The sequence below is a fragment of the Amycolatopsis sp. lyj-346 genome, assembly GCF_046548975.1.
Classification (GTDB): Bacteria; Actinomycetota; Actinomycetes; order Mycobacteriales; family Pseudonocardiaceae; genus Amycolatopsis.
Genome location: NZ_JAJPWT010000018.1, coordinates 108,422 through 134,357, shown reverse-complemented (window position 1 = coordinate 134,357; position 25,936 = coordinate 108,422). Strand labels below are relative to the sequence as shown.

Here is a 25,936-nt window from a genome sequence, read left to right as displayed (position 1 = left end):
TGGACGTGGTCGAGGATCGCCGTCCGGCAGGACACGCAGATCGAGGCGGTCGCGTGGCGACCTCGCGGCCGTCGAGACGAGCTTCGATCCTGCCGCTTTGCGTCCCGGCCAGCGGCTAGTGGAGAACCAGCACCAACCCGTCGTCAGGAGCGGCTTCCGGGGCGTACTTGGGTCGCGACGTCGAGATGGGCCCATTCGGCGAGGCGGCGTTCAGCGGGATCGAGGCCTTCTTGCGCGCGGCAGACCTCGCACAGTATGCGTGCAGTTTGTAGCGGTGGCTGTAGGGCTCGAGCCTGTTGCAAAGGTCGAGGTCGAGCCAGTGGCCACGCAGACAGGCGGACCGCTTGCCGGCACCCGGTCGGATCGGGACGAGATCGCCGAACTCGCCGATCCAGATCGATCACGCTGGCTGGCGGGTGAGATGCCCGGAAAGGTCCACTACCCGAGAACAGCGGTCGGCCACAGCGTCATCGTGCGTCGCGACGAGGATGGTCTTGCCGGACTCGTTGAGTTTCCACAGGAGGTCGAGAACGACCTCGCGGTTCTCTGCGTCGAGGGAGCCTGTCGGCTCGTCGGCCAGGACGATGTCACACGGCTTCAGCAACAGCCGGGCCACGGCGACGCGCTGCTGCTCACCGCCGGACAACGAGAAGATTTTCCGATCTTCCGCTCCCGGCATCCCCACCTGCGCGAGCGCTTGGGCGATACGTTCCCGCTTCGGGGTTCCGCGCTCCGCATAGGTGAGTGCGACACGGAGGTTGTGTGCCACCGACTCGTTTTCGATGAGGGCGAAGTTCTGGAACAGGTACCCCAGCCGATTCCGGCGCTGGAGATTCGCCGCCCGGGTCCGCGGCCTCGGGGCTTTTTCGCCGAGGATGCGGACCTCGCCGGTATCCGGAGCGTCCAGCAGTCCGATGAGGTTGAGGACGGTGGACTTTCCCGTTCCGCTCGCGCCGGCGAGGACGACGAATTCCCCCTTCCCGATCCGGAGATCGAGATCTTCCAAGACCGGGCGGTCGCCGTAGCTTTTCCGGACTCCCAGGAGTTCACAAGCAAATTCCACTGTCACAGCTCCTTCAATCGCCTGCTTGCGTTTCGGCGCTCCACGGTGAGTACGGTCACGACGACGACAAGAGCCTCGACCACCAAAGTCACGGCGGCCACGGCCGCCAGTGCCGGTGCCTGGTCGAACGAGCTCGCTTGATCGCCGGGCATCGAGTAAGTGTTCGTCGCCAGTACGACGAGTGCGAGACCGGCGAGGAAGGTTTGCCCGAGCCAGGTCCCGCCCAGAGTCAGGAGCAGTTCCCGGTAGGTTCGAGCGAAACCGACGCCGTGGAATCTTCGCACGACCAGTCTTCTGCGCAGCCGGTCGGAGCCGATGATCGTGATCGTCGCGGTCAACGTCACCATGACGAACGAGGCCGCGCCCCCGAACACCGTGACCTGGGTGATGCCACTGTGAACGTCGTTGGCCTGCGTGGTCAGGGCCTCGTGCACGCTCACGAGATATTGGAGATTGTCGGCGAGCTTGAGTTCCTTCAACTTCGGGGCGAGCCCGTTCAGCACGACCGCGGGGTCTTCGTCGACGCGGACCTTCAACCCGGTGTTCAACCCGCCGGTGATCGAGTTGAGCCGGTCCACGGTCAGGCTGTTCGACGGCGTCATGATCTGGATGACGGGATCCGTGATCAGGTTCCCGTCCCCGGGATTGACTCGGGGATCGAAGCTGAACACCTTTTGCCCGGAGGCCGTCCAGATGATCCGGACCTGCTGGTCGGTGAACCATTCCGGCGGTCGTTCCCCGGTTATCCGCTCTTCCGCCTGAACCGCGCCGGTGATCCCCACTGCCCCGGTGCGCGTTTCCTGCAGCAGTTTCCTGATCTGTGCTTCGTGCGCCTTGAACTGCTCGGGCACGGCGACCACCCAGGCCCGTTCGTCGTCTTTGATGTCGACGACTTTCCGGGATTCGTCCAGGATCGGGTACTGCTTGAGGTAATTGGTGTTCACCTGGATCGGCGGTACCGGCCAGCGTGACGTGGGGTCCGGAGGCGCGCTGGGCTCGTAGTTCGCGGCGTCGATGAAGATCGCTCCCGCGCGGTCGAGTACGGGATAGAGGTCACGCGCCTCCGCGACCGACGAGGCGTTGCCCCCGGTTTCGAACTCCTGCTGATCGTCCCCGATGAGCCGGGGGTAGAAGATGCCATAACCTTGGACCTTCTCCCACGGCGCGATCTGTTCCCGCTCATTCTCCAGATCGGCGAATTGCTGCCACACCAAGACGGCCAGGACAGCCACCACCGCCCCGCACACGGCTTTCACGGCCGCGAGCGCCGCGGTGGCCAAGCCGGAGGATGAACGACTCCGGGGAGTGCTGTGCCGCGTTCGATCGTTCACTGCAGGCTTCCTTTGACAAGGTCCGAGATGTGCACACGATTGATGACGATCAGCCCGATACCCAGCGTGGCGGCGCATCCGACCACCGTCACCGGGATCAACGTGCCGGCGAGGGAACGCAGGAACAACGGGTCGACGCCGGGAACGGCGAGGACGATGGCCGAACAGGCAACCAGCCCGACGAGGATCGATGCGGCCTGTACTCGCCCCACGACTTCGTACCAGATACGCGTCGCGGGGTGGCCGAGCAACCGCAGCACGCCGATTCGCCTCCCCTCACGCAGGAGGACGAAGAGGATGATCAAGGTCGCCGCGACGGCGAGGAGGGCCGTCAGGGTTTCCAGGCTCGCCCGGTTTTCGGCCGGTGATCGGCCCGGATCCGGCATCAGGTCCGCGGTCGTCAGGCCGGCGACCCCCGCCTCGGCCAGCCGCTGGTGGACGATGGTGAGGAAGCGGTCCGTGGCGGCGCGGTCGGGGGCCTCGACCACGTACCGGCCGGCGGCCGGCAAGGCGTCGAAGGCCCGGAGCAGTGGTGCGAACGTGAGGTCGTACCGGTCGCCGAGGACCGACGGCACACCCACGTTGCCCGCTTCCTCGGCGCGCGCCGAGGAAACGGTCACCGGACCGCCGCGCGATTCGGCCGCAGTCAGCCAGCGCCCCTCACTCAACGTGAATTCGTCGGTCAGGGCCGTCCGGTCCTGACCGAGAAGAACGTAATGCGTGATGCGTTTCCGGTCCGAGGAGGACGTGTTCACGACGGTGCGCAGGACGGCGGAGTGGGTCACCGTGGCCGCCTCGGTGAGAATGCGCAACGCCACGCCGGGATCCCCGGCCCGTGGACTCTCGGGCCAGACGAACGCAACTCCGATGCGATCCGCGGCGGTTTCGCCTTCCGATTCCCGCTCGAGGACCTTGTCCAGGAGAACCACCACCGGGATGGCGAGCATGACTCCCGCGAAGAGGAGGCACAAAGTCAGTCTCATCTGTGATCACTCTCGTCGAGCGGACCGACGCGCACTGCCGAACAAATTGGATCGGGTTTCCCTCCGTCGACGGAAACGCGGGTGCCGGATCCGGCGATCGCCGAACCCGGCACCCGCTTCACGCGATCATTCCCTGTGCGTCAGGACAGAATCACGCGCTCGAGTCGTACCAGGTGTTGCAGGTCCATTTGAAGCCGTTCGTGACATAGGCCTTGGACCAGGAACCGGCGTTGGCGTACCTCTTGTCGTTCGCAGCTCCAAGGGCCGCGGTCGAGCTGTGGTAGTTGTTCGGGTGATTGTAGTTGGAATGGCACGACTTCTTGAGGCCGCTGATCCCGGAGCCGTGGCACCAGTCGCCGCCACCGGCTCGTTCGCAATCGGCTGACACGGACGCCGGCCGGCTCGGAGCGGCCTGCGCGGTCGAGACGACTCCCATGGACATGAGCAGTGCGAACGATGCGACCGACGCCACCTTCGCAGCTTTCCCAGACGTGAAAACAATTGACACTTTCAACCCCATTCTCCTTGTTTGCACACTCCCTGCACGGGGCGCACGTAATCTGATCCCACCCAGCGGATCAGCCGATATTCCTCGCCTTTCGTATCCGAAGGTTGCCGGCAACGACACCGTCGTCCGTCATGCCCGCTGGGCGGGGACGACGGCAGCCAAGCGCCGGCTGACATGATTCGAGAATCACGGACGGACTTTCATGGGACTTTCATGCCAGTGAAAGCGCCGGCAGACCTGGCCATGTGGCACCCACACCCGGAGCACCACGCCCTGAACCGACGCCACAAGCCCGGGACCCCGGCCGAGCATCCGGGCCACGGCGAGTCAGCAGGCCAGGCCTGTGGCGAGGTGAGCCGCCGCGGCCGCGGTGCCCGGAAAGCCCAGCGCCCCCAGCACGCCGGCGATCCCCGCCGCCATTCGCATCTTGGTACCCATGCTGTTTCCTCCCTCGTTTCACTCGCCGCGTTCCCTTCGCGACGTCCCCCAAGGTTCCGGAAGCACCGCGGACCGGACCATCCCTTTTCCGCCGGGGGAAAACATCGGCCGCGCCCGAAGAACCGACGATGCTCCCGGCTGTCCCAGGCACCCGCGTTCCTGCTGGTCAGCGCCGTGATCTCGTCTCAGCGTCCCGGATCCGGCGGGACTGCTTGCCCCGGATCGGCCGGGCACGTTTGGGTTGCGCCGGGGAGCTGTACGCCGGGAACGCACCGCCGCCGAGACCGACCGGATCGACTGGCGCCGGCCTGCGGCCGAGATCGGCAGGTGCTGCCGGAGCCGATCACACGGGCCGAGGCCGAGCCGCTGGACGAGCGCGCGGCCGGGCAGGTGATGCTCGCGCTGTACGTGCCGGCCGCCAGGCCGACGCCCTGGCCCACTACCAGCACACTCGACAGCGCCTGGCGGGACCTGGGCAACGACCCCGGCGGTCAAAGCCTGTTCCCGGCGAACCTCGCCCTCCCCACGATTCAACCTCGCAATAGCCACCGTCGAGGGCGGAGACGCCCCGACCCCGACCTGGAGCCTGTCCTTCGCCCAGCCCGGCGAACCCCTGCCGACCGGCATCGGCCGGTTCGCCCGCCGGGTTGTGCCGCTGATGGCACGGCGCGGGGACGAGGCCAACCGGATCGTCGCCCACGCCACCATCCAGGCCGGCCGCGGCGAATTCATCGACGACGTGACGGCGTTCGCCGTCACGACCGCGCTGGCCGCCAACGCCGTCTACGGGCCAGTGTTCCTTCCACCAACGATGTTGACCCGCAACGGGTCGAGCAGTTGTGGATGGCTCTCTACCCTCGTGGATCACGGGGTAGTTGTCCACAGGGCGGGTGGTTGCCCACAGGCGACCACCCGCCCTGTTGTCAACCGCCAGGGCCTCACGCGCCAGTCCTCATGTCACGGGGCTCCTCAGCGTGCCGAAGTAGGCCTCGGGCGTGCCGTCAAGGTGCTTGGGCAGCTCGTCCATGAACGCGCGCAGTAGCGCGGTCGCGTTGTGCCGGTCGAGGTCCTCCTGGGAACGCCAGATCTCGTACAGGAAGAAGCGGCCGTCCTCCTGCTCGTGGAGGTGGTACTGGAGGCTGCCCTCGTGTCCGCGCGACGGCTCTACGAGGTCCACGAGGAGCTTCCTGAGCTCATCGGTGTGGCCGGACTGAGGGGTCAGGAATCCGTAGAGGGCAACGGGTGTTTGTGCTGTCGGCATGTGATCGACGCTAGGACGTGCCATCAGTGTCAGATTCAAGTCGCATCGCTGTGGGGTGAGTCACATGAAGATCGGGGAGCTGTCCCGCGCGACAGGCGTGGCAGCACGCTTGCTTCGCTACTACGAGGCGCAAGGGTTGCTCACCTCCCGTCGCAGCAACGGCGGCCACCGCCACTACGGTCCCGAGGCTCCCGGCACCGTCGCCCGCATCCGCATCCTGCTCGCCACCGGACTGCCCACCCGGGTCATCCAGGAGCTCATGCCCTGTTTCGTCGGCGACGGCACCGAGCTTCAGGCGTGCGTCTTCGACCACCTCAGAAACCAGTTGGCAGGGCTGGACTCCCGCATCGCTGATCTCACCCAGGCCCGCCTTGCACTGGGTGAGATCCTCGACGCTTCCATCGGGGCTGGTCAGCGCTAGTACTGCAACGGCAGTTGGTTGAGTGGGTAGCCGCGGTGTTTGTAGTGGCTGAGGCGGGCTTGGTGTTGTCGTCGGCGACGCCAACGGGACCATGACCAGACGTGGTCGGCAGCGTCGGCGACACGCAGGACGAGTTTGGTGAGCAGGCGCCGGATCTCCGGTAGCGTGAACCCGGCGATCCAGGCCAGATCCAGCAGGCTCGAACGGCGAGGTCCATAGCCAGCACGTGCGCGGCGTCGTGGGCTTCCAGCCAAAACCGCAGGTACTTGACCTGCCCATAGGCCTCATCAGCAGTAACCCAGGCGAACGGCACCTTCGCCGCGAACGCCCGCGCCAGCATCGCCATGGCTTGGCGCGGCTTGGTCTCGTACTCGGTGCCCTCCGGGATCCCCGCCCGCCGGCACCGGTCCTGGTCGGCGATCCACGGCTCCGGCAGATACAGCTCCCGGTCGATCAGCGCATGCCCGCGACTGCCGGCATAGGCGAGGAAGGTCCCGATCTGGCAGTTCTCGATCCGCCCGGCAGTTCCGGAGTACTGCCGCTACACCCCGCTCGCCGAGATGCTCGATACGTAGTCCCGCAGGTCGTCACGGACGCCGTCGATGTCCCAGTCCGCCCGGCGCAGCAGCCGCCGCATCCCGTCCGCCGAGGCCAAGCTTCGGCCAGTCCAGGCAGCGCTGCCCGTAGAGGGAGGCCGGCGGCGAAGCCGAACCTCCCTCTACGGCGCACTCGGCTCTAAGCTGCGTCCTTCCGCATCAGCTTCGCCGTCTTCTTGTCCACGAACGGGATTTCAGCGAACTCCAGCATCAAAGATATGCTTGTAGATCACGACGCGGAACCGGCGCGCGCCTACCTGGGAGGAAGCCGAGGCGTGCCAAGACGCCGCCCGGCTGGGCGCTGGTCGGTTTTCCGGCGAGCGGTCCCTCAGCGAGGAAACCTGCTACCAGATCACCACCACCCGCCCCAATGGCGTCGAGTGCTGTTCGACGAAACTCGGAGTACGGCCGTCTTACCGCTGTCACCAGGCGGCCCTATCAGGGCGACTTCGGACGAGGTTGTCCGTGCTCACTCTGCATCACTGCGCCGCATCACCGGTCACTCGACGTCGTGAACCACACGGATTTTCACAAGCAGGTCGCGTACTCAGGCAAGAACAGTGCGCGGCCATTCGACTGAACGACCACGCCGCGCCGCAACCTGCACGAGTGGGATTCCGATCGAGATTGGTTCTCCCGAATATGGGCTGTTAGTTTCACGGATGACGAGGCGGACTTCCCTCATGGAGGAAAGATGAAGCGGTTCATGGCAGTCCTTTTGAGCACGTTAACGGCCACTGCCCTGCTGATGTCGGCCAGCCCCGCGGCCGGTGCCGCGACGGGCGAAGTCGTGGTCTTCACCGCCGAAGTCGTCCCGCTGGACGTCCACGAGAACCCCCGGGGCTGCTACGCGCTGCCCGAGGGAGCGCACGTGCTCGCCAACCGCACCGACCGGCCGGTAGTGGTTTACGGAACTCCCGAGTGTTTCGGTGTGCCCATCCTCACCGTCAAGGCGAGTTGGGGATCGCACGTCCCCCCGGCCGCAGCGAGCTTCCGGGTCTGATCGGCAACCGTGCTCACACATTCCGTTCGCACTGAAAGGATGCATGTGTCGGTCGATCTCGTCGTCGTTGGAGTCGGATACGTTGGCCTGCCGCTCGCGGTCGCCGCCGCCACTGCCGGCCTGTCGGTGGTGGGCTACGACACGTCTCCGGCGGTGCGGAAGCAGGTGGCACGGGGACGGCCCCATGTGCCCGACGTGCGCAGCGCGGAACTGCGGGCGTTGCGCGCCAACGGGTTCACGGTGACCGGCGATCCGTCCGTGATCGCGGGGGCGGAGACGGTGGTGATCTGCGTGCCCACCGGTCTCGGGCCGGACGGCGATCCGGACCTGTCGGCAGTGCGCGATGCGGCGACCGCAGTGTCCGACCACCTGCGTCCGGGTACGCTGGTGGTGCTGGAGTCCACCAGCTTCCCCGGCACCACCGACGAGGTGGTGCGGCCCATCCTGGAGCGCCGCGGTCTTGTGGCAGGGGAAGACTTCTCCCTCGCGTACTCGCCGGAACGGGTCGACCCCGGCAACCAGCGGTATGGCATCCGCAACACCCCCAAGATCGTCGGCGGGCACACGCCGCTGTGCGCCAAGCAGGGCGTCGCGTTCTACAGCCGCTTCGTGGACACCGTGGTCGTGGCACGCGGCACGCGCGAAGCCGAGATGGCGAAGCTGCTGGAGAACACCTACCGGTACGTGAACATCGCACTGGTCAACGAGATCGCGGTGTTCTGCGACCAGCTCGGCCTGGACGTTTGGGACGTGCTGCACTGCGCGGGCACCAAGCCGTTCGGGTTCGCCTCGTTCACGCCCGGCCCGGGTGTGGGCGGGCACTGCATCCCGGTCGATCCGCACTACCTGCTGGACAAGGCGCGTCGCGCCGGAGGTCGATTGGGCGTCGTCGAGGCGGCGCACGAGGTGAACTCGTCCATGCCGTCCTATCTGGTGCAGCGGACGGCCCGGTTGCTCGCCGGGGCGGGCCTCGAACTCGCCGGATCCACGGTGCTGCTCCTCGGCGTGGCGTACAAGGCCGGGGTGCCGGACACGCGCGAGTCGGCGACGCTGCGGGTCGCGGCCGAACTGACCACGCTCGGCGCACACGTCCGCTACCACGATCCGGTGACCGGCTCCGTGCCCGAACTCGGGCCACCGGTGTCCGATCTGGACTCCGCCCTGCGCGACGCGGACGTGACCGTCCTGCTCGTCGGGCACGGCGGCTACGACCTGAGCCGTCTGGCCAAGAACGCCCGGCTCCTGCTCGACGTCACGGGTCGCGTACCTGGGGAGGAGGTCCACCGCTTGTAGTACCCGCGACCGGCGTGGAACCCGGCCGCGGTCATGACACCGTCCGCATGCTGAAGGAGTACGCAGAAAATGACCACTGCTGTCAAGAACGAGCGCCTGGAACTCCGCTTCGACAAGTGGGACCGCAACGGCAACGGCCGCATCGAGCGGTCGGACCTCGAGGCGGAAGCCCGCCGGATCCTCGAGGCGTTCGGCGAGTCGCCGTCCACCCCGCAGGGCCGTGCGCTGCTGGAGTCGTTCACCAGCACCTTCGAGTACTTGGCCGAGCGGGCCGGGGTCGGCCGCAACGGCGCGCTGGACCGCCGACAGTTCATCGAGGTCATCGAGGCGGAGGTGTTCAAGGGTGGTGACGCCGGGTTCGGGCGCGTGGTACGGCCGATGATCCAGGCGATCCTCAACGTGTGCGACACCGACGGCGACGGCGAGGTCAACCCGGACGAGTTCGCCAAGTGGCTGGGCGCGGCCGGGGTGAGCCGGGCGAAGGCCGAGGAGTCGTTCCGCCTCATCGACACCAACGGCAGCGGCTCGCTGACCGTGGACGAACTGGTCGCGGCGGTGAAGGCCTACCACTTCGGCACGCTGGACGTGCCGCTGCTCGGCTGACGGTTCACCCACGACGGCCGGGCCCCGGAGAGATGCTCCGGGGCCCGGCCGTCGTGGGTGCGGTCAGTGCGCGACGCCCGCGGGCCGGCTGAACCGGACCGTGCGTTCGGGATGCATCCCGACCTCGGGCCCGGTGTGCGGCCGCGGCGTGGAGATGAGGATGTTGTAGTGGTTGGGGTGGTGGCACGCGTCGAACCCCAGCACGGTGCCGATCAGCTCGCCTTCCACCCACACCTCGTCGCCGCGGTCGATCACCCCGGCGTCGGCGATCTCCACGAAGCCCAGGAACCCCACCCGGTCGATCCGCTCCGCGGTCACCGGGTGGTCGGTGGTGACGAGTTCGTGCACCTCGCCCTGCCGGACGCAGCGGCTGGCGAACGGCTCCAGGTGCATGCCGCGGTCGTCGCGGCGATGCACGAGCACCTTGACCACCCGGCTGTGCACGGAGCGCTTCGGCCCGTCCTCGATCACGTGTTCTCCCTTCGGTACGCCTCGTCCACCAAGGCCAAGGCGGCCAAGCCACCGTCGGCCCACGCGCCGCCGGCGGCCACGGCACGCGCGAAATCCCGGAGCACGCCCTCGTACTCGTGCCACAGCGAGCCCTTGAACCCGTCGTGTCCGGCGAGCATGTCGGCGTGCAGCTCACGGCCGTCGGTGAGCCGCGCGGTCACGTCCTTCACCTCGCCCGGGTAGGACCAGTCCAGCTCCACCCGCACCGGTGCCGTCCCCCGCGCCGTGAGCACGGCGTGCCGGTCGACTCCGGCCGCGTCCCGGCCGACGAGCGCTTCGCACAGCCGCAGTGGACCGGCGAGCAGTCGCGCCACGTCGAGCGCGTTGGGGCCGTTGTCGGCCACGCAACCACCGCCGGACCGGGCGGCGTCGAGGTACCAGCGGTCGGTGCCGACGTGCTCCTCGATGCGTTCGAAGTACCGCACGGTCACCGACTCCAGCGGCCTTCCGTCCACTTCGGCCAGCAAGGCGAGGACGTTGTCGTTGTACCGCCGGTGGAAAGCGGTGAACAGCGCGACATCACGCGCGCGGGCCGCCGCCGCCAACTCGCGGCCGCGCGGCAGATCGATGTCCAGCGGCTTCTCCACGCACACCGGCAGCCCCGCGTCGACCGCGTCGCGGCAGATCGCCGCGTGCGCGTCGTTCGGCGCGGTCACCACCACGGCGTCCACCAGGCCGGCGGCCAGCATCGCCCGGTGTCCGGAAAACGCCGGGACCACATGTCCTGCGCGGGCCTCGGGGCGCGGATCGCACACGGCGGCCAGTGCGAATCCGGCCAGCCGGTCGATCGCGGCCAGGTAGAAGCGGGAGATGACGCCGAGTCCGACTACTCCCAGCCGGATCACCCCGCGACCCGCAGGGTCGACGCGCGCAGCTCCTCGTACAGGTCGGCGGGCAGCGGCACGCCGTGCTCCCGCCGCCACGCCGCGCGTTCACCTTCATGCCAGCCCGGATAGACGACTGGACGGCGTGGGTCGGCCGGCGGGCAGCCCAGGAGCGCAGAGAACAACCCGTCGGCGTCGTCGGCGAAACCCGTCCGCAGCCGCGCGGGCGCGATGGCCAGCGCCATGACGCCGATGTCGTCGTCGGTGTCCCCGGCCCGTACCGGGCCCAGGGCGGCACCGGACACCAGTGCCGACAGCGCCTCCACCAGCAGTCCCAGCCCGAAACCCTTGTAGGCACCGGTTTGCGGGGCGCTGCCCAGCCACAGCAGGTGGCCCTCGCCCCGGTCGTAGGCGGCCGGGTCGGTGACCGGCGTGCCGTCGTCGGCGGCCAGCCACCCGGCGGGGATCGGCTCGGCCGCCCGCGCCGCGGCCCGGACCCGGCCGGTGGGCACCACGGTCGTGGACATGTCCAGCACGAACGGGTGCCGGTCGCCCGCGGGGCAGGCCAGCGCCAAGGGGTTGGTGCCCAGCGCCTTCGCCAGGCCGTCCGGTGGCCGGGCGATGGCCTGGCCGCCGCAGTTGGACGTGACCAGGCCGATCACGCCCAGTTCGGCGGCGCGGGCGGCGTGGAACCCCGCGCACCCGATGTGCGTGGCGCCGCGCAAGGACACCACGCCGACGCCGTACCGCCCGGCGCGCGACACGGCGAGGTCCATCGCCTGGGACGCCGACCACAGGCCGAGGGTGCGGTGGGCGTCGGCCAGCACGCACGCTCCCAGATCGGTGAGCACCTCCATGTCAGCCGCCGGATCGGCGCGACCGGACGCCAGCAGCGGCAAGTACAGCCGGGTGAGGTTGACCAAGCCGTGCGAGGTGACGCCGGTGAGGTCCCCGTGCACGAGCGCCCGGGCCGCGGTACCGGCGCGGTCGGGCGGGACGCCGCGGCCGCTGAACACCCCCGCCACGGTCGACACCAGCGTGGGGTAGGGCACGACGACGTTCATCATCCTCCGTTGCGGGCGAAGCGCGTGACCAGTTCGCACACCACCGCCGAGAACCGGTCCAGTTCCTCGACGTGGGCGTGTTCGCCGCGCGCGTGGGCGTTGTTGGTTTCCAGCGATCCCGGTCCCAGCACGGCGGTGCGGGTCCCGGGCACGTCGGCCAGCCAGATCGCGTCACAGGTGAACCCGGGCTCGCCGGCCGGCCAGGGCGCCGCGATCCCGTCCAGGTCCGGGACGTCGTGGTCGCGCAGCGCGGGCAGGCCGCGTTTGCGCCACTCCAGCGCCGTGATTGCGGGCGCGTCGACGGCGGTGCGGCGGAACGGCTGGGTGTCGCGGAAGCGCCGGGTGAACTCCGCCAGGCCGTCCCGTAGCCCTTCCTCCAGCGCCGCGGTCAGGACCGCGGCCGACTCGGCGCTTCCGTAGGACAGGTTCAGCAGCAGCTCCCCCGAGCCGTACACGCGGTTGTGCAGCCGCCCCGTGTGCAGACCCGCCACGCAGACCCGGCCGTCCGCGACGCGTCCCGCGAGCGCGGTCGCGAGGTGCTGGGCGAGGAACCCGAGCAGCACCGTCGCGTTGTGCCCGGCGTGCGGCTCGTCGTCGATCGCGTCCTCGCCGCGCACGACGACGGCCGCGGTCATGGCAGCGGTGCAGCGCGGCAGGCAGCGCAGGCCGGTGGGCTCGCAGAACACGTTGAGCGCACCGTGGAACCCGGCCTCCACCAGCGGCCGGGTGCCGAAGACACCCATCGCGCCGCCCTCCTCGCCGGAGACGGCCTGCACGAGCACGCTGACGTCGCGGCCGACCGCCGGATCGCGCGCCGCCTCCCGCAGGCCCGCCAGCAACGCCACGGCGGGCCCCTTGGCGTCGATCGCGCCCCGGCCGTGGAACCGGCGGCCGTCGAACCCCACCGGCTCGACCGGCGCGACCGTGTCCAGGTGCACGTTGAACATCACGGCCGGCTCGGCGTGGCCCAGCCGCAGCACCAGGCTCGGCTGGCACTCCAGGAAGCCGGGATCGCGCCGCACCGCCTCGCGCACGACGGCGGGGACATCCGCGCGCCGGACCGCTTCCGGCGACGCGGGCCCGAGGTGCGCGGTGTGCATGCCGAACACGTGCGCGGCCTCGGCGTAGGCGTGCACGGCGTCCCACAGCCGCACCTCGCCATCGGTTTCCAACGGACCCGCGGTGGGTGTGCGCAGCAGCTCCAGCAGCAGATCGCGGTCCGGGGCGATCACCGCAGCAGCCCGGCCAGCGCCCGTCCCGCCCGCACGAACGCCTCCGCCGCGCCCTCGGCCCGCCGGCCCGAGCGGTGCGGCTGGAGCGCCACGTGCGGCTCCAGCGACCACGCCCCGGCGTAGCCGGCCGAGCGCAGCAATCGCACGCAGTCGCGCACGCGCGCCTCCCCCGTGCCGGGATCGACGAACGTGGCGCCCCGGGCGTCTTTGACGTGCACGTGCGCCACGTGCGGCGCGATGCGCCGCAACACCGCGTAGCCGTCGTAGCCGTGGGCGACAGGATTTCCCGTGTCGAACAGCAGCCGCAGCGAGGAGCCGTTCACCGCGTCCAGCAGCTCCAGCATCCGGTCGGCGTCCGAGGCCGCCCACCCCGAGCAGTTCTCGTGCAGCAGCACGACACCGGCAGCCTCTGCGGCCCGGGCGAGCGCCACGACGCGGTCGAGCACCCGCGCGCGCCAGCGGGACTCGTCCAGGTCGTCGTTGGGGTAGGACATGATCCGCACGTACCGGGTGCCCAGGACGGCGCACCGCCGGGCCAGCACGGCCAGTTCCGTCAGGTCGTCCTCGAACGGCGCGGTGACCGGCCGGGCCCAGCCGCCGATCCGCGACGCCACGCACACCACTCGCACACCGCGGTCGGCCAGCGTCGAGGCCACCCGGGCGAAGTGCCGATCCTCCAGGTCGGCGACGGCCAGCCCGTCGACGGTGCGCAGTTCGACGGCCGACCAGCCCAGCTCGGCGAGAACGGCCAGCTGGCCGGCCAAGTCCGGGGCCGCCTCGTCGGTGATCCCGGCCAGGACGGCGTCGCCGGCGTGCCGCGGAGGCGCGGTCGCCGCGGCCTCAGACCGCACTGACGGCCTCCGGCGCGCGGGCTGCCGGGACCACCGGCTCGGCACTGATGTTCTTGGCCACCGACAGCAGCCTCGCCACGTCGCAGGCGACAGAGAAGCTCTTCGCGTGCTGGTCGCGGCCGCCCTGGAACAACCGGTAGGCATAGGCCATCCACTCGGTGAGCGAGTCGTCGCGCAGCACCTGGTGCTCGTGCCGCCCATCCGTCGTCACGGTCAGCTGGGAGTAGGGGTCGTCGGAACTGACCGCGTAGTGCCCGACCGCCGTACCGCGTTCGAACCGCAGCACGACGCGCCGTTCCCGGACCGGGGACGTCAAATCCGACTCGATCTCCGTGCGCGTGCCGTTGGTGTGCCGCAGCCCCACCCGGGCACCGCCCATGCGGGGCACCCGGGTCCGGCCCACCACCAGGTCGGTGCCGGAGGCGTGGGTGACCCGGGCGTTGCCGGCCAGGCGCAGCGCCAGGCCCACGCCGTGCGGCAGCTCCACGTCGAACGCCGTCCGGTGCGACGTCGTGGTCAGCGAGCGGCGGAACCGCGGCTTGTTCTGCACGAGCGTGATCGAGCGCGGCTCGCCCAGACGCCCGTCCCGGCCCAGCGCCGTCAGCCGCGCGGTCAGCGAACTGGTCAGCCACGGCTCGACGACGGCGATCCGCAGTCCGTGTTGCCGGCGCAGCTCGATCACCCGGGACAGCTCGTCGGTGTCGATGGCCAGCGGCTTCTCGACCACCAACCGCCGGAACCCCCGTCGTGCGAGCGCGGCGATCACCTCGGAACGGCTTTCCGGCGGCGTGCACACGTGCGCCACGGTCCGCGCCGGGTCCACCTCCGCCGCGGCGGCTTCCAGGCTCTCCCGCACGATCAGCCCCGGTCGCTCGGACGGCGTCCGCCACGGGTCGCAGCCCACGACCGGCTCGTCGTCGAAAAACTGCGGCGCGGCGACACGAGCGCCCGCGAGCACCGGGAGGTGCAGTTGCGCGCCGGCTCGTCCGAGCCCGACCAGGAGTGTTCGCACCACTTATCTCCGTCCATTGTGGATGAAATAGGCCACCGCCCCCGAAAGGCGATTCGATTCGAACAAGCGCGAGATTTCACGATTCGAGCGACACTTGTCAACACTCCATCCTCACAGTTGACCAAGAAGAGTGAAGATAACTCGCATTGACGGTCAACACTTGGCCCCGACTTAGGATTCATTGGGAGTTACGGCAGCGGAGGTGAACGCTTGATCGTTCCATCATTCACCCAATCAGAGACGTTTAAGAAATTGTGGCCCACCACGAGCAGGCACATTATCGACGTGCTGGACCGCGGAAAGTACTCACATGGCCACAAGGTCGTCGAATTGGAAGAAGCGCTGATCGCGTACACCGGCGCCGAGTACGTGGTGGGGGTGAACAGCGGCACCGACGCACTGGTGCTCCTGCTGCGCGCGTGCGGACTGCGCCCCGGTGACGAAGTGGTGGTGCCCGCCTTCTCGTTCATCGCCTCCGCGTCCTCCGTGGTGCTCGCCGGCGGTCGTCCGGTGTTCGCCGACATCGAGCCCGACGGTTACGGCATGGACCCCTCCTCGCTCGCGGCCGTAACCACCGAACGCACCCGGTTCGTGATGCCGGTGCACTTGTTCTGCCAACCCGCGGACATGACGGGATTGGGCGAGACAGCCCGGCGACTGGAGCTGACCGTGGTGGAGGACAGCGCCGAGGCGATCGGGATGCGGTACGGCGGCACGCACGCGGGGCTGCTCGGCAAAGGTGGAGTGCTGTCGTTCTTCCCGACCAAGACCCTGGGCGCGCTCGGCGACGCGGGCGCGGTCCTCACCGACGACCCGGTCGTCGCCGAAACCGTCGCCGCCCTGCGTCACCACGGCCGGTTCGGCCCCACCGCCGGCCACTTCCCGGCCATCAACACCACCACCGGCGCGGTCGGGGTCAACAGCAAGATGGACGACCTGCAGGCCGCGGTGCTGCTGGCCAAGCTCGGCCGCCTGGAAGCGGACATCGAGCGCCGCGCCGCCCTCGCCCAGCGCTACACCGACCTGCTCGCCGACGTGCCGGGGGTGCGGAAGCTGCCCTCGGTGCTGCCGCGCCGGGCCGACGTGCGCGGGGTGTTCTACGTGTACGCGATCGAGGTCGAGCGGCGGGACGAGCTGGCCGCGCACCTGGCCGCGCGCGGCGTGGGAACCGAGACGTACTACCCGACACCACTGCACCTGCAACCCTGCTTCGCCGACCTGGGCCACCGGCCCGGGGACTTCCCCCACGCCGAAGCCGCCTGCCGGCACGCCCTCGCCCTGCCGCTCTACCCGGACCTGCAGGAGGACGACGTCGCCCGGGTGTGCCGCGAGATCCGCGACTTCTTCCGGTCCGCGGAGGCGGCGTGAAAATCCCGTTCTTCCCGCCGGATCTCTTCGAAGACGACCGCCAGGTACTGCTGGACGTGGTCCGGGAAGTGGCGCTCGACCCTGAGCAGCGGTTCATCCTCGGACGCCGCACGGAGCACTTCGAGACCGTCATCCGCGACGCCGTCGGAGCGACCGACGCCGTCGCCTGCTCCAGCGGTACTTCGGCGTTGACGCTCGTGCTGAGCGCCATGGGGGTGGGGCCCGGCGACGAGGTCGTGGTCCCCGCCTACGGCTGTGCGCCGCTCGCGGCCGCCCCCGCACTGCTCGGCGCCACACCGGTGTTCGCCGACGTCGACCCGGCCACGATGGTCGTCGACCCGGTCGAGGTCGAGAAGGCGGTCACCGGGCGCACCAAGGTCGTCATGCCCGCGCACGTGTTCTCGGTGATGGCCGACATGCCGGCGCTGCGCGTCATCGCCGACGGCGCCGGTGCGCGGCTGCTGGAGGACTCAGCCGTCGCCCAGGGCGGCGTGCTCGGCGGCCGGGCCGCGGGCACCTGGGGCGATGCGGGCGTCTACTCGTTCGTCCAGGTCAAGACGTTCGGGATGCCCGGCGAGGGCGGCATGGTCGTGACCGGCGACCCGGAACTGGGCCGCGCCGTGCGCATGCTGCGCAACCACGGCCAGGACGGCCGCACCCGGTTCCTCCACCACCGGATCGGCGTGAACAGCCGCTTCGACGAGATCATGGCGGCGTTCCAGCTGCGCCGCCTGCCGGGGTTGCCCGCGCGCCTGGAACGCCGGGCCCGCATCGGCGAGTACTACACCGAGCGGTTCACCGGCCTGCCGGGCGTCGTGCCACCGCCGCCCGGCCGCGACGGACGCTGCTTCTACGTGTACTCCCTGCTCGCCGAGCACCGCGACGCGCTGCACGACCACCTCGCCACCCGCGGCATCGGCTCGCACGTGTACTACCGCTCCCCCTTGCCGCACCAAGCGGCGTTCCGCACCACCGGCCGCGACTGGCCGGCGGCCGAACACGCCTGCTCGCGCCAGCTCGCCATCCCGATCCACCCCCACCTGACCGACACCCAAGTCGAGCACATCGCCGACGAAGTGTGCCGGTTCGCCCGCAGTTGAAACGGAGACGCCATGCCGCAGACCACCCCCGCTCCCACCACCGACGCCGTGGCCCTGGAGTGGCACCGCCGGGCCGCGCGCCCCGGCCTGGCGCGCGTCATGCGCGCGTCCCAGCCCGCCGGCCTCGCCGAGGCCACCACCGAGCGCACCCGCGCGATCGTCACCGAGTACCTCCGGGCGATCGCGCCCCGCACCGCGCTGGAGATCGGCTGCGGCATGGGCAGGCTCACCCCCACCATCGCCGCGCACGCCCGCGACGTGCTGGCCGTGGACCTGACGCCCCGGATGCTCGACCTCGCCCGCGCCGAGTGCGCCGGCCTGCCGCACGTGCGGTTCGCGCACTCCGCCGTCCAGCAGCTGCCGGTACCCGGAGACCCGTTCGACGTCGCCGTGTGCGTGTGGGTGCTCATGCACGTGCTCGGCGAAGACGACCTGGCCGAAGCGTGCCGCCGCATCGCCGCCTCCGCCCGGCACCTGGTGCTGGTGGAGTACGAACACGCCGACATCCCGGTGGGCGAGTACTCGCGGCTGCGCGACCTGGACGCCTACCTCGAGCTGCTGCCGGGTGCCCGGCTGGTCGAGCGGCGCGACGTGTTCTACGGCGGCGACCGGTCCTTCGCCGCCCTGATCGCCCTGGAGGGCCACCGGTGACCACCTCCATCGCCCCCGCCACCACCGCCCGCGCCTACGTCCGGCTGGCCAAGCTCGACATCGTCGACTACTACCTCGGTGTCCTGGTCGTCGGAACACTGCTGCCCACCGCGCTGCGCTTCGACGGCGGTGTGCTCGCCGCCGGCGGGCTGTTCCTGCTCGGCGAGGTGTTCGTCATCGCCGCGATGGTCGCCCTGGACGATCTGACCGGCTTCCGCGACGGCAGCGACGTCGCCAACTACGCCCCCGACGACCCGAAACGACGCCGGTACCGCAAGCCGCTCGTCGCCGGGACGCTGACCGAGGACCAGGTGCTGCGGTTCGCGTGGGTCACCGGGGTCATCGGGGCGCTGCTGTGGATCGCAGCCATCGCCGCCGCACCGCACGCTCCCTGGTGGACCGTCGCGCTGATCGCTGTCACCTACTTCTTTTCCGTGCAGTACTCGTGGGGCGTCAAGCTCAGCTACCACGGGTTCCAGGAGTTCTTCATCGCCGCTCTGGGCTGGGCACTCGTGCTGGCGCCCTACGGACTGGCCGTGGGCTCGCTCGACGGCAACGTCGTCGTGCAGGCGCTGCTGTTCGGCCTAGGGCCGCTGCTGTTCGGCGTCTACTCCAACACCAACGACATCAAGGGCGACCGCAAGGTGGGCCGGCCCACTGTCGCCGCGCTCACCTCGCCGCGCGGGAACATGCGCTTCATCTTCGCCGTCACGGCCGTGGAGGCCGCGCTGATCGTCTGCGGGCCGTGGCTGGGCACCGCGTGGTGGTTCCCAGTGGCGCTGCTGCCGACGCTCCTGCTGCGGGCCCTCCAGCTGCGCATCGCCTTCGCGCAGGGCGACATCCTGCGCGCCCGTCTCCTGGGCATCCGCATCCACCGCGTCACCGTGGTGGCGCTGGTCACGGTGAACCTGCTGTGACCGCCGAAGAGGACGTCATCGTCATCGGGGCCGGCGTCGCCGGACTCGCCGCCGCGCACACGCTGCGCCTCGCCGGGCGCTCGGTACGTGTGCTGGAGGCCGCCGACGCCGTGGGCGGCCGGATGCGGACCCTGCGCACCCGCGGCTTCCTCGTCGACACCGGCGCCGAGCAGGTGCCCGAACGCGGCTACCCCGCCACGTGGGAGCTGCTCGGGCAGCTGGGTGTGGACCGGGCCGCCGTTCCCCGCATCGGCCGCCACCTCGCCGTGTGGCGCGGCGGCCGCGCGCGGCCGGGGCTCGCTCACCCCCGCGGACTGCTCACCGGGGCCGGCCTCGGCCCGCGTGCCCGGCTGGACCTGCTGCGGGTGCTGCGCGTGCGCCCGGACTTCGACCACCCGGAACGCGCCGATCTCGGCACGGTCGCCGAGTTCGCCGGGGCCTTCCACCCCGACGTGCTGGACTACCTCTGCCAGCCGGTCGTGTCCGGGTTCTTCGGCTGGCGGCCCGAGCGTTCGGCCGCGGCGCCGCTGCTCGCGCTGCTGGCCGCCGCCGGACCGGCGAACACCTGGCGCACCTACCGCGACGGCATGGACACCTTCGCACGGGCGCTGGCCGCGTCCCTGGACGTCACCTCCGGAGTCCGGGTCGACGGCGTGGTGCCGGAGTCCGGATCGGTCCGGGTGCTCTGCGGCACCGAGCAGATCCGCGCGCGGCAGGTGGTGCTCGCCGTGCCCGCCCCGGTGGCCCGCGTCCTGCACCTCGACGCTCCCGCCCAGGACGCGGAGTTCCTCGCCGCCGCCACGTTCACCCCCGTGGTCAAGGCCCACTTCATGCTGCCGACCCGCCCGGCATCGCGTTCTTACGCGATCGTCGTCCCCGCCGTGGAGGACCGGGTGGTGTCCACGCTCATCCTCGACCACGTCAAGCACCCGGGGCGGGCACCCGCCGGGCACGGCCTGGTCACCGTGATGGCGAGCCCCGCCAGCGCGCCCGGCCTGCTCGACGCCGGCGACGACGAGGTGGCCGACGTCCTGTCCGGCGCGGCCCAGCGGTTCCTCCCCACGCTGGGCATGGCCACCGGCGCCCTGGTCACCCGCTTCCGCGATGGCCTGCCCGAAGCCACCCCGCGCGCGTTGGCCCTGCGCGCCGCCTTCGCCACCCGGCCCGTCTCCGCGGTCGAGTACGCCGGCGACTGGACCGGGCTCGTGCCGTGCAGCGAGGCGGCCGTGCGCTCCGGGCAGCGCGCCGCCGCCCGGCTGCTCTCCACCCACCCCGCCAGGAGGGAACCCGTATGAGGCCCCACGACATGGGCACCCTGTTCGACGAAGTCGCCACGCGCCGCACGCACACCACTGTCCTGCTCGACCGGCCCTTCGACATCGCGCCCGGCCGGGGCACCGAATTCACCGTGCCCCAGCTGGCCGACCTCGTGGAAGAGGCCGCGGGCTGGCTGCACGCCGCCGGGGCCCGCCCGGGAGAGCGGGTCGCGGTGGTCAAACGCAACCACTACGACTACGACCTGCTCGCCTGCGCGGCGATCCGGCTCGGCGCCGTACCCGCCCTGCTTTCGGGCGAGCTGTCCGATGACGTACTGGAAACGCTGCTCAAGCGCCTGGAACCGGCGGTCCTCGTCACCGACCGGCCCGTTCCGGCGCACCACGCCCGCCGCGTGCTGTCCCTGGATGTTCCCAGCCAGGGTGAATTGGCGCTCGACGACGTGCGAGGCGCCCGTGCCCCGGCACCCCGGCGTCGGCACGACGACGACCCGCTGGTGGTCAACCACACCTCCGGCACCACGGGCACACCCAAGCTGGTCGTGCACACCACGAGGACCATCGTCGACCGGCTCGCCCGGTTCGAGGCGCTGCGCGTCCCGGTCGTGGGCACCCGCCGCGACGACGTCGTCGCCAACGCCTCCTCCTACGCCCACGGCCGCACCTTCTGCTGGACCGGCAGCGTGTTCTGCCTCGCTCCCCGCAAGATCGTGCTGCTGTCGGACCCAGCCTCGGCGGGAGAGGTGCTCGGCGCCCATCCGCCGACCACCGTCGAAGCACTACCCGCGGCCTACGTGCGGTGGCGCCCCCTGACGCGCGGCCCGGATAACCCCTTTCGCGACGTACGCCTGTTCGTCAGCACCTACGACGCCGTGCACCCGCCCGTGGTCCGCACCATGCTCCACGCCTCGCGCCGCCACCGTCCACTGTGGATGCAGGGCTGGGGGCAGACCGAAACCGGGCCATTGACCTTCCGCTTCCTCACCCGCGCCGCCGTCGACCGCGCCACCCACGCCCGGCACCTCGGCCGCCCCCTGCCGGGCCGGGCGAAGCTCGCGGTCGTGGACCCCGAGACGTTCCGGCCCGTGCGTCGCGGGCGGCCAGGACTCGTGCTGGCCCGGACCAAGGCCCTCTGCGCCGGGTACCTGGGCGAGCAGGACCGCTGGCAAGACAAGAACAGCGACGGCTGGTGGAACACCGGAGACCTCGGCGTCCTCACGCGCACGGGGGGCGTGCTGCTGCTCGACCGCGAGGTCGACACCGTGCCCGGCCTGAGCTGCCTGCAGACCGAGGACGTACTCGAGAACCGGCTGCCCGAGGTGGTCGAGTGCGTCGTCCTGGGTACCCCCGGCGGCCCACCCGTCCCGGTCGTCGTCACCGCCGACGAGCACCTCGACCCGCAGCGCTGGCAGGCCGCCGTCGCCGACCTGCCGCCGCTGGCGCCCCCGCGCGTGGTCACTTGGGACGACCTCCCGCGCACCGGCACCGGCAAGGTGCGCCGCCTCGAACTGCTCACCCGGCTCGTCGGGCACACCGGCACCCACGGCACCGGAAGGTGGACATGACCACGATCCAAGAGGGCTACGCCTTCGACAACCACAGCGTGCACGCCACCGAGCAGCACCGCTGCCTGGCCGCCGCCTACGACCCGACGACGCTCGCCCGGCTGGAGCGCACCGGCGTCGGACCGGGGTGGCGGTGCCTGGAGGTCGGCGCCGGCGGCGGCAGCGTCGCGCACTGGCTCGCCGGTCGCGGCGCGTCGGTCCTGGCCACCGACGTCAAGCCCGAGCACGTCCCGCCCGCCGCGGGGCTGACCGTACTGCGGCACGACGTCGTCCACGACCCGCTGCCCGAAGCCGAATTCGACCTCGTCCACGCCCGCCTCGTGCTGCTGCACCTGCCCGAGCGCGAACAGGTGCTGCGCAAGCTCGTCCGCTCCCTCAAGCCCGGCGGTCTGCTGCAGCTGGACGAGTTCGACGTCGACTACGGACCGGTACTGCTCGCCGCCAACGCCGGCCACGCCGCCGCCTACGAAGAGTTCCTGGCCGCCAAGGAGCGCATGTTCGACGCGGCGGGCGCGGACTGCCGCTGGGGCCGCCGTGCCGCCGCCTCGATGGTCGCCGCCGGTCTGGCGGAGGTCGACCCGGCACCGGTGGTGCAACAGTGGAACGCGGACTCCCCCGGACTGCACCTGCTGGTCCACCACACCCATCACCTCCGCGACAAGCTGCTCGCCGTGGGCGCCACCGACGCCGGCCTGCAGACCGCCCGCGCCGCGATGACACACCCCGCGTTCCGCGCCACTTCCTGCGTCTTCTACACCGTCCAGGGCAAGCGCCCCACATGACCGCCATCGCCGCACCGAGCTGGAGCGGACCCGTCGACCTCCCGCTGCGCGGAGAACCCGACGTGCAGGCGGCGTGCGGGCTGATGCACGTCCACGGCCGCCGGCTCGGTCATCCCGCGCCGCTCGGGATGGACTACGCCCGCGCCGTCGCCGCCGAACTGGCCGCGATCGGGGTGCTCGCCGTCGAACTGCGGCGCACCCGCGGCGTACCGCTCGCCGGGCACACCACGTCCGTCGCGCAGGCCGCGCTGCTCGCGGTCTCGCAGTACCTGGCGGCCGCGACCGCCGACGAGCCCGACGAGTGGCATCCCGGCGCGGGGCCGCCGTTCCGGTCGTCCGAAGGCGTGGTGTTCGAGGTGGAGGCGCTGGATCCCTTTCCGTGGCAAGGATTCTGGGCCGAACTGGGTGTCCCGGCCCGGGCCGTGGAACGGGGCTGGCGCCCCTTCCTGCACCGCTTCGCCACCGCCACCTGCCCGCTGCCGCCCGAGTTCGCCGCTTCCGCGGCCCGCTTCCCGCTCGCTGTCCTGGAGACCACCGCTCGACGGGTGGGCATGACCATGGTCGTCCGGTCGGAGCGGGTGCTGGACAGCCTGCCCGCCTACCGGATCTCCCCGCGCGGGAACGCCCGGCACGAGGTCCTCGCGGTCGGGGAGCTGCCGCTGTCCGGGATCGTCGTGCTGGAATCGTGCCGGCGCGTGCAGGGACCGCTGGCCGGGCACCTGCTGGGGATGCTCGGGGCGACCGTTGTGCGCATCGAACCGCCCGGCGGCGACCCGCTGCGCTGGGTCCCGCCGATGGCCGGGGACACCTCCGCCCGGTTCCTCGCCCTCAACCGGGGCAAGGCGGTGGTCGAGATCGACCTGCGCACCGGCCGGGACGAGGTGCTCGACCTCGCCGCGGCGGCGGACGTGTTCGTGCACAACTGGGCGCCGGGCAAAGCCGCGCACTGGCGGCTGCGAGCCGAGGACTTCCCGGACGGCCTGGTGTACGCGCACGCCTCCGGGTGGGGCGACGAGTTCGGTCCCGAGCCGCCGCTGGGCACCGACTTCGTCGTCCAGGCCCACGCGGGCGTGCCCGCCTCGCCCATGACCATCGTGGACGTGTTCGGCGGCGTCGTCGCCGCCCACGCCGTGGTGGACGCGCTGCTGCGCCGCGAACGGACCCGGCGCGGACAGACCGTGGCGTCGTCGCTGCTGTCCGCGGCATCCCGGCTCAACGCTCTCACCCGGCACCGTGACACGTCCCCGCCGACCGTGCCGGTGTGCATCGACCTCGCCGCACTGGGACGCGACCCGCGGTTCGCGCGAGCCCTCACCCGGGAGCAGTGCGTGCTGCCGGTCTCGCCCTGGGCGTTCTTCCGATGACGTGGGTCTCCCGCAGCGGGGTGGTGATCGCCGACCGGGTGCCGGCGGCGGCGCGGCGCGCCTGGGTCCACGCCGGCCACTGCCCCGGCCGGGACCTGCACTCGCTGCTGCGCGACCAGGTCCGCCGCCATCCCGACCGGGTCGCCGTCGTCGACGACGGCGGAAGGCTCACCTACGGCGAGCTGGACGAGCAGGTGCGGGGGCTGGCGGGCGCGCTGGCGGCCCAGCCCGGCGACATCGTCGGCGTCCGCGTGCCCAACGGCCGCGACGCGGTGGTCGCCGAGCTTGCTGTCGCCGCGTGCGGCGCCGTCGCCCTGCCGTTCACGGGTGGGCGGGCCGACGCACTGAACCTGCTCGGCCGGGCCCGCGCCGCGTCGCTGATCACCGACGACGACCTGCCGTGGCCGACCGTGTCGCCCCACACCCGGGGCGAAGGGTGGAAACCGGTCACCGTGGACCCGGAGTCCCCGGCGAGACTGCTGGTTTCGTCGGGTTCGGAAGCCGAGCCGAAGCTCGTCGCCTATTCCCACAACGCTTTCGCCGGCGGTCGCGGCAACTACCTGCGTGCCGTGCACGGCGATACCCCGGTGTGGCGGGACCTCGTGCTCGTGCCGCTGTCCTCGGCCTACGGGTCGTTCGGGGCCACCATCACCCTGTGCCGCTTCGGCGGGACACTGCTGCTGCGCCCGCGGTTCGACGCCCTGGACGCACTGCGAGCCATCGCCGAGCACCGGCCCACTCACGTGTTCGGCGTGCCGACCATGCTGCGTCGCCTCGCCGAGCACGCAGCGGACTTCGACACCTCGTCGCTGCGGGCCGTCGTGTCCAGCGGTGACGTGCTGCCGGCGGACACCCTGCGGCGGTGCCGCGAGGTGTTCGGCGTCGACGTGGTCAACGTCTACGGCTCCTCCGACGGAGTCAACTGCCACACCACCACACCCGAGCACGGGGTGGGCCGCCCCGACCCGGCCGTGACCGACATCCGGATCGTAGGCGGCGAGATCTGCGCATTGGGGCCCATGACCCCGCTCGACCACCTCGGCGGCGGACCACCCCGGCTCCCCGGCGGCTGGGTCCGCACCGGCGACCGGGGAAGCTTCGACGCCGACGGCACCCTGCACGTCCTGCGGCGCATCAAACGCGTCGTCATCCGCGGCGGCTACACCATCAGCCCCGCCGAAATCGAGTCCGCACTGACCGGCCACCCCGCCATCGCCGACGCGGCGTGCGTACCCGTGCCCGACCGCGACCTCGGGGAACGGCTGTGTGCGTGCGTCACCGTCCGCGCCGGCCACCCGGTCCCCGACCTCGCCGCGCTGACCACGTTCCTGCGCACCGACCGCGGCATCGCCCGGCCCAAGCTCCCCGAGCGCCTGCTCATCCTGGCCCGGCTCCCCCTGACCCACACCGGAAAGGTCTGCCTGCGCACGCTCGCCGACCTCGCCATCTCACACCACGGCGAACGGTGACCACTCTCGACCCGCAGGCCGGGCCCGGAGACCAAGCCCTGTCGACCTCGCCAAGCCCGTCGGCCGACGGCGAACTCCTGCGTCCGCATACACGGCAAAGGCGCCCTCGCCGCCGGCGAGACTGGCGAACGTGTGGACGGTGCCCCAGAAATCCTGAAACGCTCACTCTCATCCGGCCGTTCGCGTCGTCGCCACTGGAGCCGCGGTCGGCGGGCGAGGCCGTCGATCGGCGCGATCTTCGCCATCGACCGGCCCGACGGCACTCGTCTCCCGCTGTCGGTCCACCGGCTGGGGCTCCCCTTCGTCCGGCGGCATAGCTTCACCCCATGCAGGAAATCGGCGGAAATCGCGGCGTGCACCGTTTCCCCGACGTCGGTGACACACGGACGGGTTGAAAAGGTTTATTCAGGCCAGCAAGGCGTTCCGCTGCCTTGTTCACTCGTCAAGGCGATC

General features: G+C 70.9%; 24 protein-coding genes and 1 pseudogene. 13 read left to right on the top strand and 12 right to left on the bottom strand.

Going from position 1 to position 25,936, the window contains the following annotated elements:
* Positions 1–400 precede the first annotated feature (400 nt).
* The 5 genes from ACLJQE_RS37425 to ACLJQE_RS37405 form a co-directional block, all read right to left on the bottom strand.
* Positions 401–1,069: an ABC transporter ATP-binding protein gene (locus ACLJQE_RS37425; protein ID WP_410644314.1), complete on the bottom strand. Its 669-nt coding sequence runs from the start codon at positions 1,067–1,069 to the stop codon at positions 401–403.
* Positions 1,066–2,343, bottom strand: a complete 1,278-nt coding sequence (locus tag ACLJQE_RS37420) for a hypothetical protein (RefSeq protein WP_410644313.1) — start codon at positions 2,341–2,343, stop codon at positions 1,066–1,068. The genes ACLJQE_RS37425 and ACLJQE_RS37420 overlap by 4 nt, the downstream gene beginning before the upstream one ends.
* A gap of 47 nt (positions 2,344–2,390) precedes the next feature.
* Positions 2,391–3,341, bottom strand: coding sequence for a hypothetical protein (locus ACLJQE_RS37415; RefSeq protein ID WP_410644312.1), 951 nt, complete (start codon positions 3,339–3,341; stop codon positions 2,391–2,393).
* Positions 3,342–3,528: 187 nt separating this feature from the next.
* Complete coding sequence (locus ACLJQE_RS37410; protein WP_410644311.1) at positions 3,529–3,849, bottom strand: lactococcin 972 family bacteriocin; 321 nt, start codon at positions 3,847–3,849, stop codon at positions 3,529–3,531.
* Positions 3,850–5,275: 1,426 nt separating this feature from the next.
* The gene (locus tag ACLJQE_RS37405; protein WP_410644310.1) at positions 5,276–5,584 is read right to left on the bottom strand and encodes a putative quinol monooxygenase; all 309 of its coding nucleotides are present in this window, start codon (positions 5,582–5,584) and stop codon (positions 5,276–5,278) included.
* Positions 5,585–5,648: 64 nt separating this feature from the next.
* Here ACLJQE_RS37405 and ACLJQE_RS37400 point away from each other — a divergent pair, with 64 nt between their 5' ends.
* Positions 5,649–6,005, top strand: coding sequence for a MerR family transcriptional regulator (locus tag ACLJQE_RS37400; RefSeq protein WP_410644309.1), 357 nt, complete (start codon positions 5,649–5,651; stop codon positions 6,003–6,005).
* Between the two features lie 217 nt (positions 6,006–6,222).
* Here ACLJQE_RS37400 and ACLJQE_RS37395 read toward each other — a convergent pair.
* Positions 6,223–6,720, bottom strand: a pseudogene (locus tag ACLJQE_RS37395) (transposase); the annotation flags it as partial.
* Positions 6,721–7,295: 575 nt separating this feature from the next.
* Here ACLJQE_RS37395 and ACLJQE_RS37390 point away from each other — a divergent pair.
* From ACLJQE_RS37390 to ACLJQE_RS37380, 3 genes are all read left to right on the top strand, one after another.
* A complete protein-coding gene (locus tag ACLJQE_RS37390; protein WP_410644307.1) occupies positions 7,296–7,604 on the top strand; it encodes a hypothetical protein in 309 nt (102 codons plus the stop codon).
* Positions 7,605–7,649: 45 nt separating this feature from the next.
* Positions 7,650–8,897 (top strand): nucleotide sugar dehydrogenase, encoded by a 1,248-nt coding sequence (locus ACLJQE_RS37385; protein ID WP_410644306.1) that lies wholly within the window; start codon positions 7,650–7,652, stop codon positions 8,895–8,897.
* A gap of 69 nt (positions 8,898–8,966) precedes the next feature.
* Complete coding sequence (locus ACLJQE_RS37380; protein WP_410644305.1) at positions 8,967–9,500, top strand: EF-hand domain-containing protein; 534 nt, start codon at positions 8,967–8,969, stop codon at positions 9,498–9,500.
* Positions 9,501–9,563: 63 nt separating this feature from the next.
* Here ACLJQE_RS37380 and ACLJQE_RS37375 read toward each other — a convergent pair whose 3' ends face one another.
* The 6 genes from ACLJQE_RS37375 to ACLJQE_RS37350 are packed head-to-tail and all read right to left on the bottom strand — an operon-like array spanning position 9,564 to position 14,993.
* Positions 9,564–9,971, bottom strand: coding sequence for a DUF6917 domain-containing protein (locus ACLJQE_RS37375; protein ID WP_410644304.1), 408 nt, complete (start codon positions 9,969–9,971; stop codon positions 9,564–9,566).
* Positions 9,968–10,855, bottom strand: a complete 888-nt coding sequence (locus ACLJQE_RS37370; RefSeq protein WP_410644303.1) for a Gfo/Idh/MocA family protein — start codon at positions 10,853–10,855, stop codon at positions 9,968–9,970. Before ACLJQE_RS37370 ends, ACLJQE_RS37375 begins: the two co-directional genes overlap by 4 nt.
* Entirely contained in the window at positions 10,852–11,898 is a 1,047-nt protein-coding gene (locus ACLJQE_RS37365; RefSeq protein ID WP_410644302.1) for an Ldh family oxidoreductase, read from the bottom strand. The genes ACLJQE_RS37370 and ACLJQE_RS37365 overlap by 4 nt, the downstream gene beginning before the upstream one ends.
* The gene (locus tag ACLJQE_RS37360) at positions 11,898–13,130 is read right to left on the bottom strand and encodes a M20/M25/M40 family metallo-hydrolase (protein ID WP_410644301.1); all 1,233 of its coding nucleotides are present in this window, start codon (positions 13,128–13,130) and stop codon (positions 11,898–11,900) included. Before ACLJQE_RS37360 ends, ACLJQE_RS37365 begins: the two co-directional genes overlap by 1 nt.
* Entirely contained in the window at positions 13,127–13,981 is an 855-nt protein-coding gene (locus tag ACLJQE_RS37355) for a sugar phosphate isomerase/epimerase family protein (RefSeq protein ID WP_410644300.1), read from the bottom strand. Before ACLJQE_RS37355 ends, ACLJQE_RS37360 begins: the two co-directional genes overlap by 4 nt.
* Positions 13,971–14,993, bottom strand: a complete 1,023-nt coding sequence (locus ACLJQE_RS37350; RefSeq protein WP_410644299.1) for a Gfo/Idh/MocA family protein — start codon at positions 14,991–14,993, stop codon at positions 13,971–13,973. Before ACLJQE_RS37350 ends, ACLJQE_RS37355 begins: the two co-directional genes overlap by 11 nt.
* 285 nt (positions 14,994–15,278) lie before the next feature.
* Here ACLJQE_RS37350 and ACLJQE_RS37345 point away from each other — a divergent pair, with 285 nt between their 5' ends.
* From ACLJQE_RS37345 to ACLJQE_RS37305, 9 genes are read left to right on the top strand one after another with little or no spacing between them, the layout of a single operon-like run.
* Entirely contained in the window at positions 15,279–16,361 is a 1,083-nt protein-coding gene (locus tag ACLJQE_RS37345) for a DegT/DnrJ/EryC1/StrS family aminotransferase (protein WP_410644298.1), read from the top strand.
* On the top strand, positions 16,358–17,461 hold the full coding sequence (locus ACLJQE_RS37340) for a DegT/DnrJ/EryC1/StrS family aminotransferase (RefSeq protein WP_410644297.1): 1,104 nt from the start codon (positions 16,358–16,360) through the stop codon (positions 17,459–17,461). Before ACLJQE_RS37345 ends, ACLJQE_RS37340 begins: the two co-directional genes overlap by 4 nt.
* 12 nt (positions 17,462–17,473) lie before the next feature.
* Complete coding sequence (locus ACLJQE_RS37335; RefSeq protein ID WP_410644296.1) at positions 17,474–18,112, top strand: class I SAM-dependent methyltransferase; 639 nt, start codon at positions 17,474–17,476, stop codon at positions 18,110–18,112.
* Positions 18,109–19,029 carry a UbiA family prenyltransferase gene (locus ACLJQE_RS37330; RefSeq protein WP_410644295.1) on the top strand — a complete coding sequence of 307 codons (921 nt, stop codon included), beginning with the start codon at positions 18,109–18,111 and terminating at the stop codon, positions 19,027–19,029. Before ACLJQE_RS37335 ends, ACLJQE_RS37330 begins: the two co-directional genes overlap by 4 nt.
* Positions 19,026–20,324 carry a protoporphyrinogen/coproporphyrinogen oxidase gene (locus ACLJQE_RS37325; RefSeq protein WP_410644294.1) on the top strand — a complete coding sequence of 433 codons (1,299 nt, stop codon included), beginning with the start codon at positions 19,026–19,028 and terminating at the stop codon, positions 20,322–20,324. The genes ACLJQE_RS37330 and ACLJQE_RS37325 overlap by 4 nt, the downstream gene beginning before the upstream one ends.
* A complete protein-coding gene (locus ACLJQE_RS37320) occupies positions 20,321–21,868 on the top strand; it encodes a class I adenylate-forming enzyme family protein (protein ID WP_410644293.1) in 1,548 nt (515 codons plus the stop codon). Before ACLJQE_RS37325 ends, ACLJQE_RS37320 begins: the two co-directional genes overlap by 4 nt.
* Positions 21,865–22,650, top strand: coding sequence for a class I SAM-dependent methyltransferase (locus ACLJQE_RS37315; protein WP_410644292.1), 786 nt, complete (start codon positions 21,865–21,867; stop codon positions 22,648–22,650). Before ACLJQE_RS37320 ends, ACLJQE_RS37315 begins: the two co-directional genes overlap by 4 nt.
* Positions 22,647–24,014 carry a CoA transferase gene (locus ACLJQE_RS37310; RefSeq protein ID WP_410644291.1) on the top strand — a complete coding sequence of 456 codons (1,368 nt, stop codon included), beginning with the start codon at positions 22,647–22,649 and terminating at the stop codon, positions 24,012–24,014. The genes ACLJQE_RS37315 and ACLJQE_RS37310 overlap by 4 nt, the downstream gene beginning before the upstream one ends.
* A complete protein-coding gene (locus ACLJQE_RS37305) occupies positions 24,011–25,483 on the top strand; it encodes a class I adenylate-forming enzyme family protein (RefSeq protein WP_410644290.1) in 1,473 nt (490 codons plus the stop codon). The genes ACLJQE_RS37310 and ACLJQE_RS37305 overlap by 4 nt, the downstream gene beginning before the upstream one ends.
* The last annotated feature ends 453 nt before the right edge of the window (positions 25,484–25,936 follow it).

Coding starts and splice junctions, on each gene's coding strand:
- ACLJQE_RS37415 (WP_410644312.1), bottom strand. CDS start 3,341: ATGCTCGCCATCCCGGTGGTGGTTCTCCTGGACAAGGTCCTCGAGCGG.
- ACLJQE_RS37405 (WP_410644310.1), bottom strand. CDS start 5,584: ATGCCGACAGCACAAACACCCGTTGCCCTCTACGGATTCCTGACCCCT.
- ACLJQE_RS37400 (WP_410644309.1), top strand. CDS start 5,649: ATGAAGATCGGGGAGCTGTCCCGCGCGACAGGCGTGGCAGCACGCTTG.
- ACLJQE_RS37390 (WP_410644307.1), top strand. CDS start 7,296: ATGAAGCGGTTCATGGCAGTCCTTTTGAGCACGTTAACGGCCACTGCC.
- ACLJQE_RS37380 (WP_410644305.1), top strand. CDS start 8,967: ATGACCACTGCTGTCAAGAACGAGCGCCTGGAACTCCGCTTCGACAAG.
- ACLJQE_RS37365 (WP_410644302.1), bottom strand. CDS start 11,898: ATGAACGTCGTCGTGCCCTACCCCACGCTGGTGTCGACCGTGGCGGGG.
- ACLJQE_RS37335 (WP_410644296.1), top strand. CDS start 17,474: ATGCCGCAGACCACCCCCGCTCCCACCACCGACGCCGTGGCCCTGGAG.
- ACLJQE_RS37320 (WP_410644293.1), top strand. CDS start 20,321: ATGAGGCCCCACGACATGGGCACCCTGTTCGACGAAGTCGCCACGCGC.
- ACLJQE_RS37315 (WP_410644292.1), top strand. CDS start 21,865: ATGACCACGATCCAAGAGGGCTACGCCTTCGACAACCACAGCGTGCAC.
- ACLJQE_RS37310 (WP_410644291.1), top strand. CDS start 22,647: ATGACCGCCATCGCCGCACCGAGCTGGAGCGGACCCGTCGACCTCCCG.
- ACLJQE_RS37305 (WP_410644290.1), top strand. CDS start 24,011: ATGACGTGGGTCTCCCGCAGCGGGGTGGTGATCGCCGACCGGGTGCCG.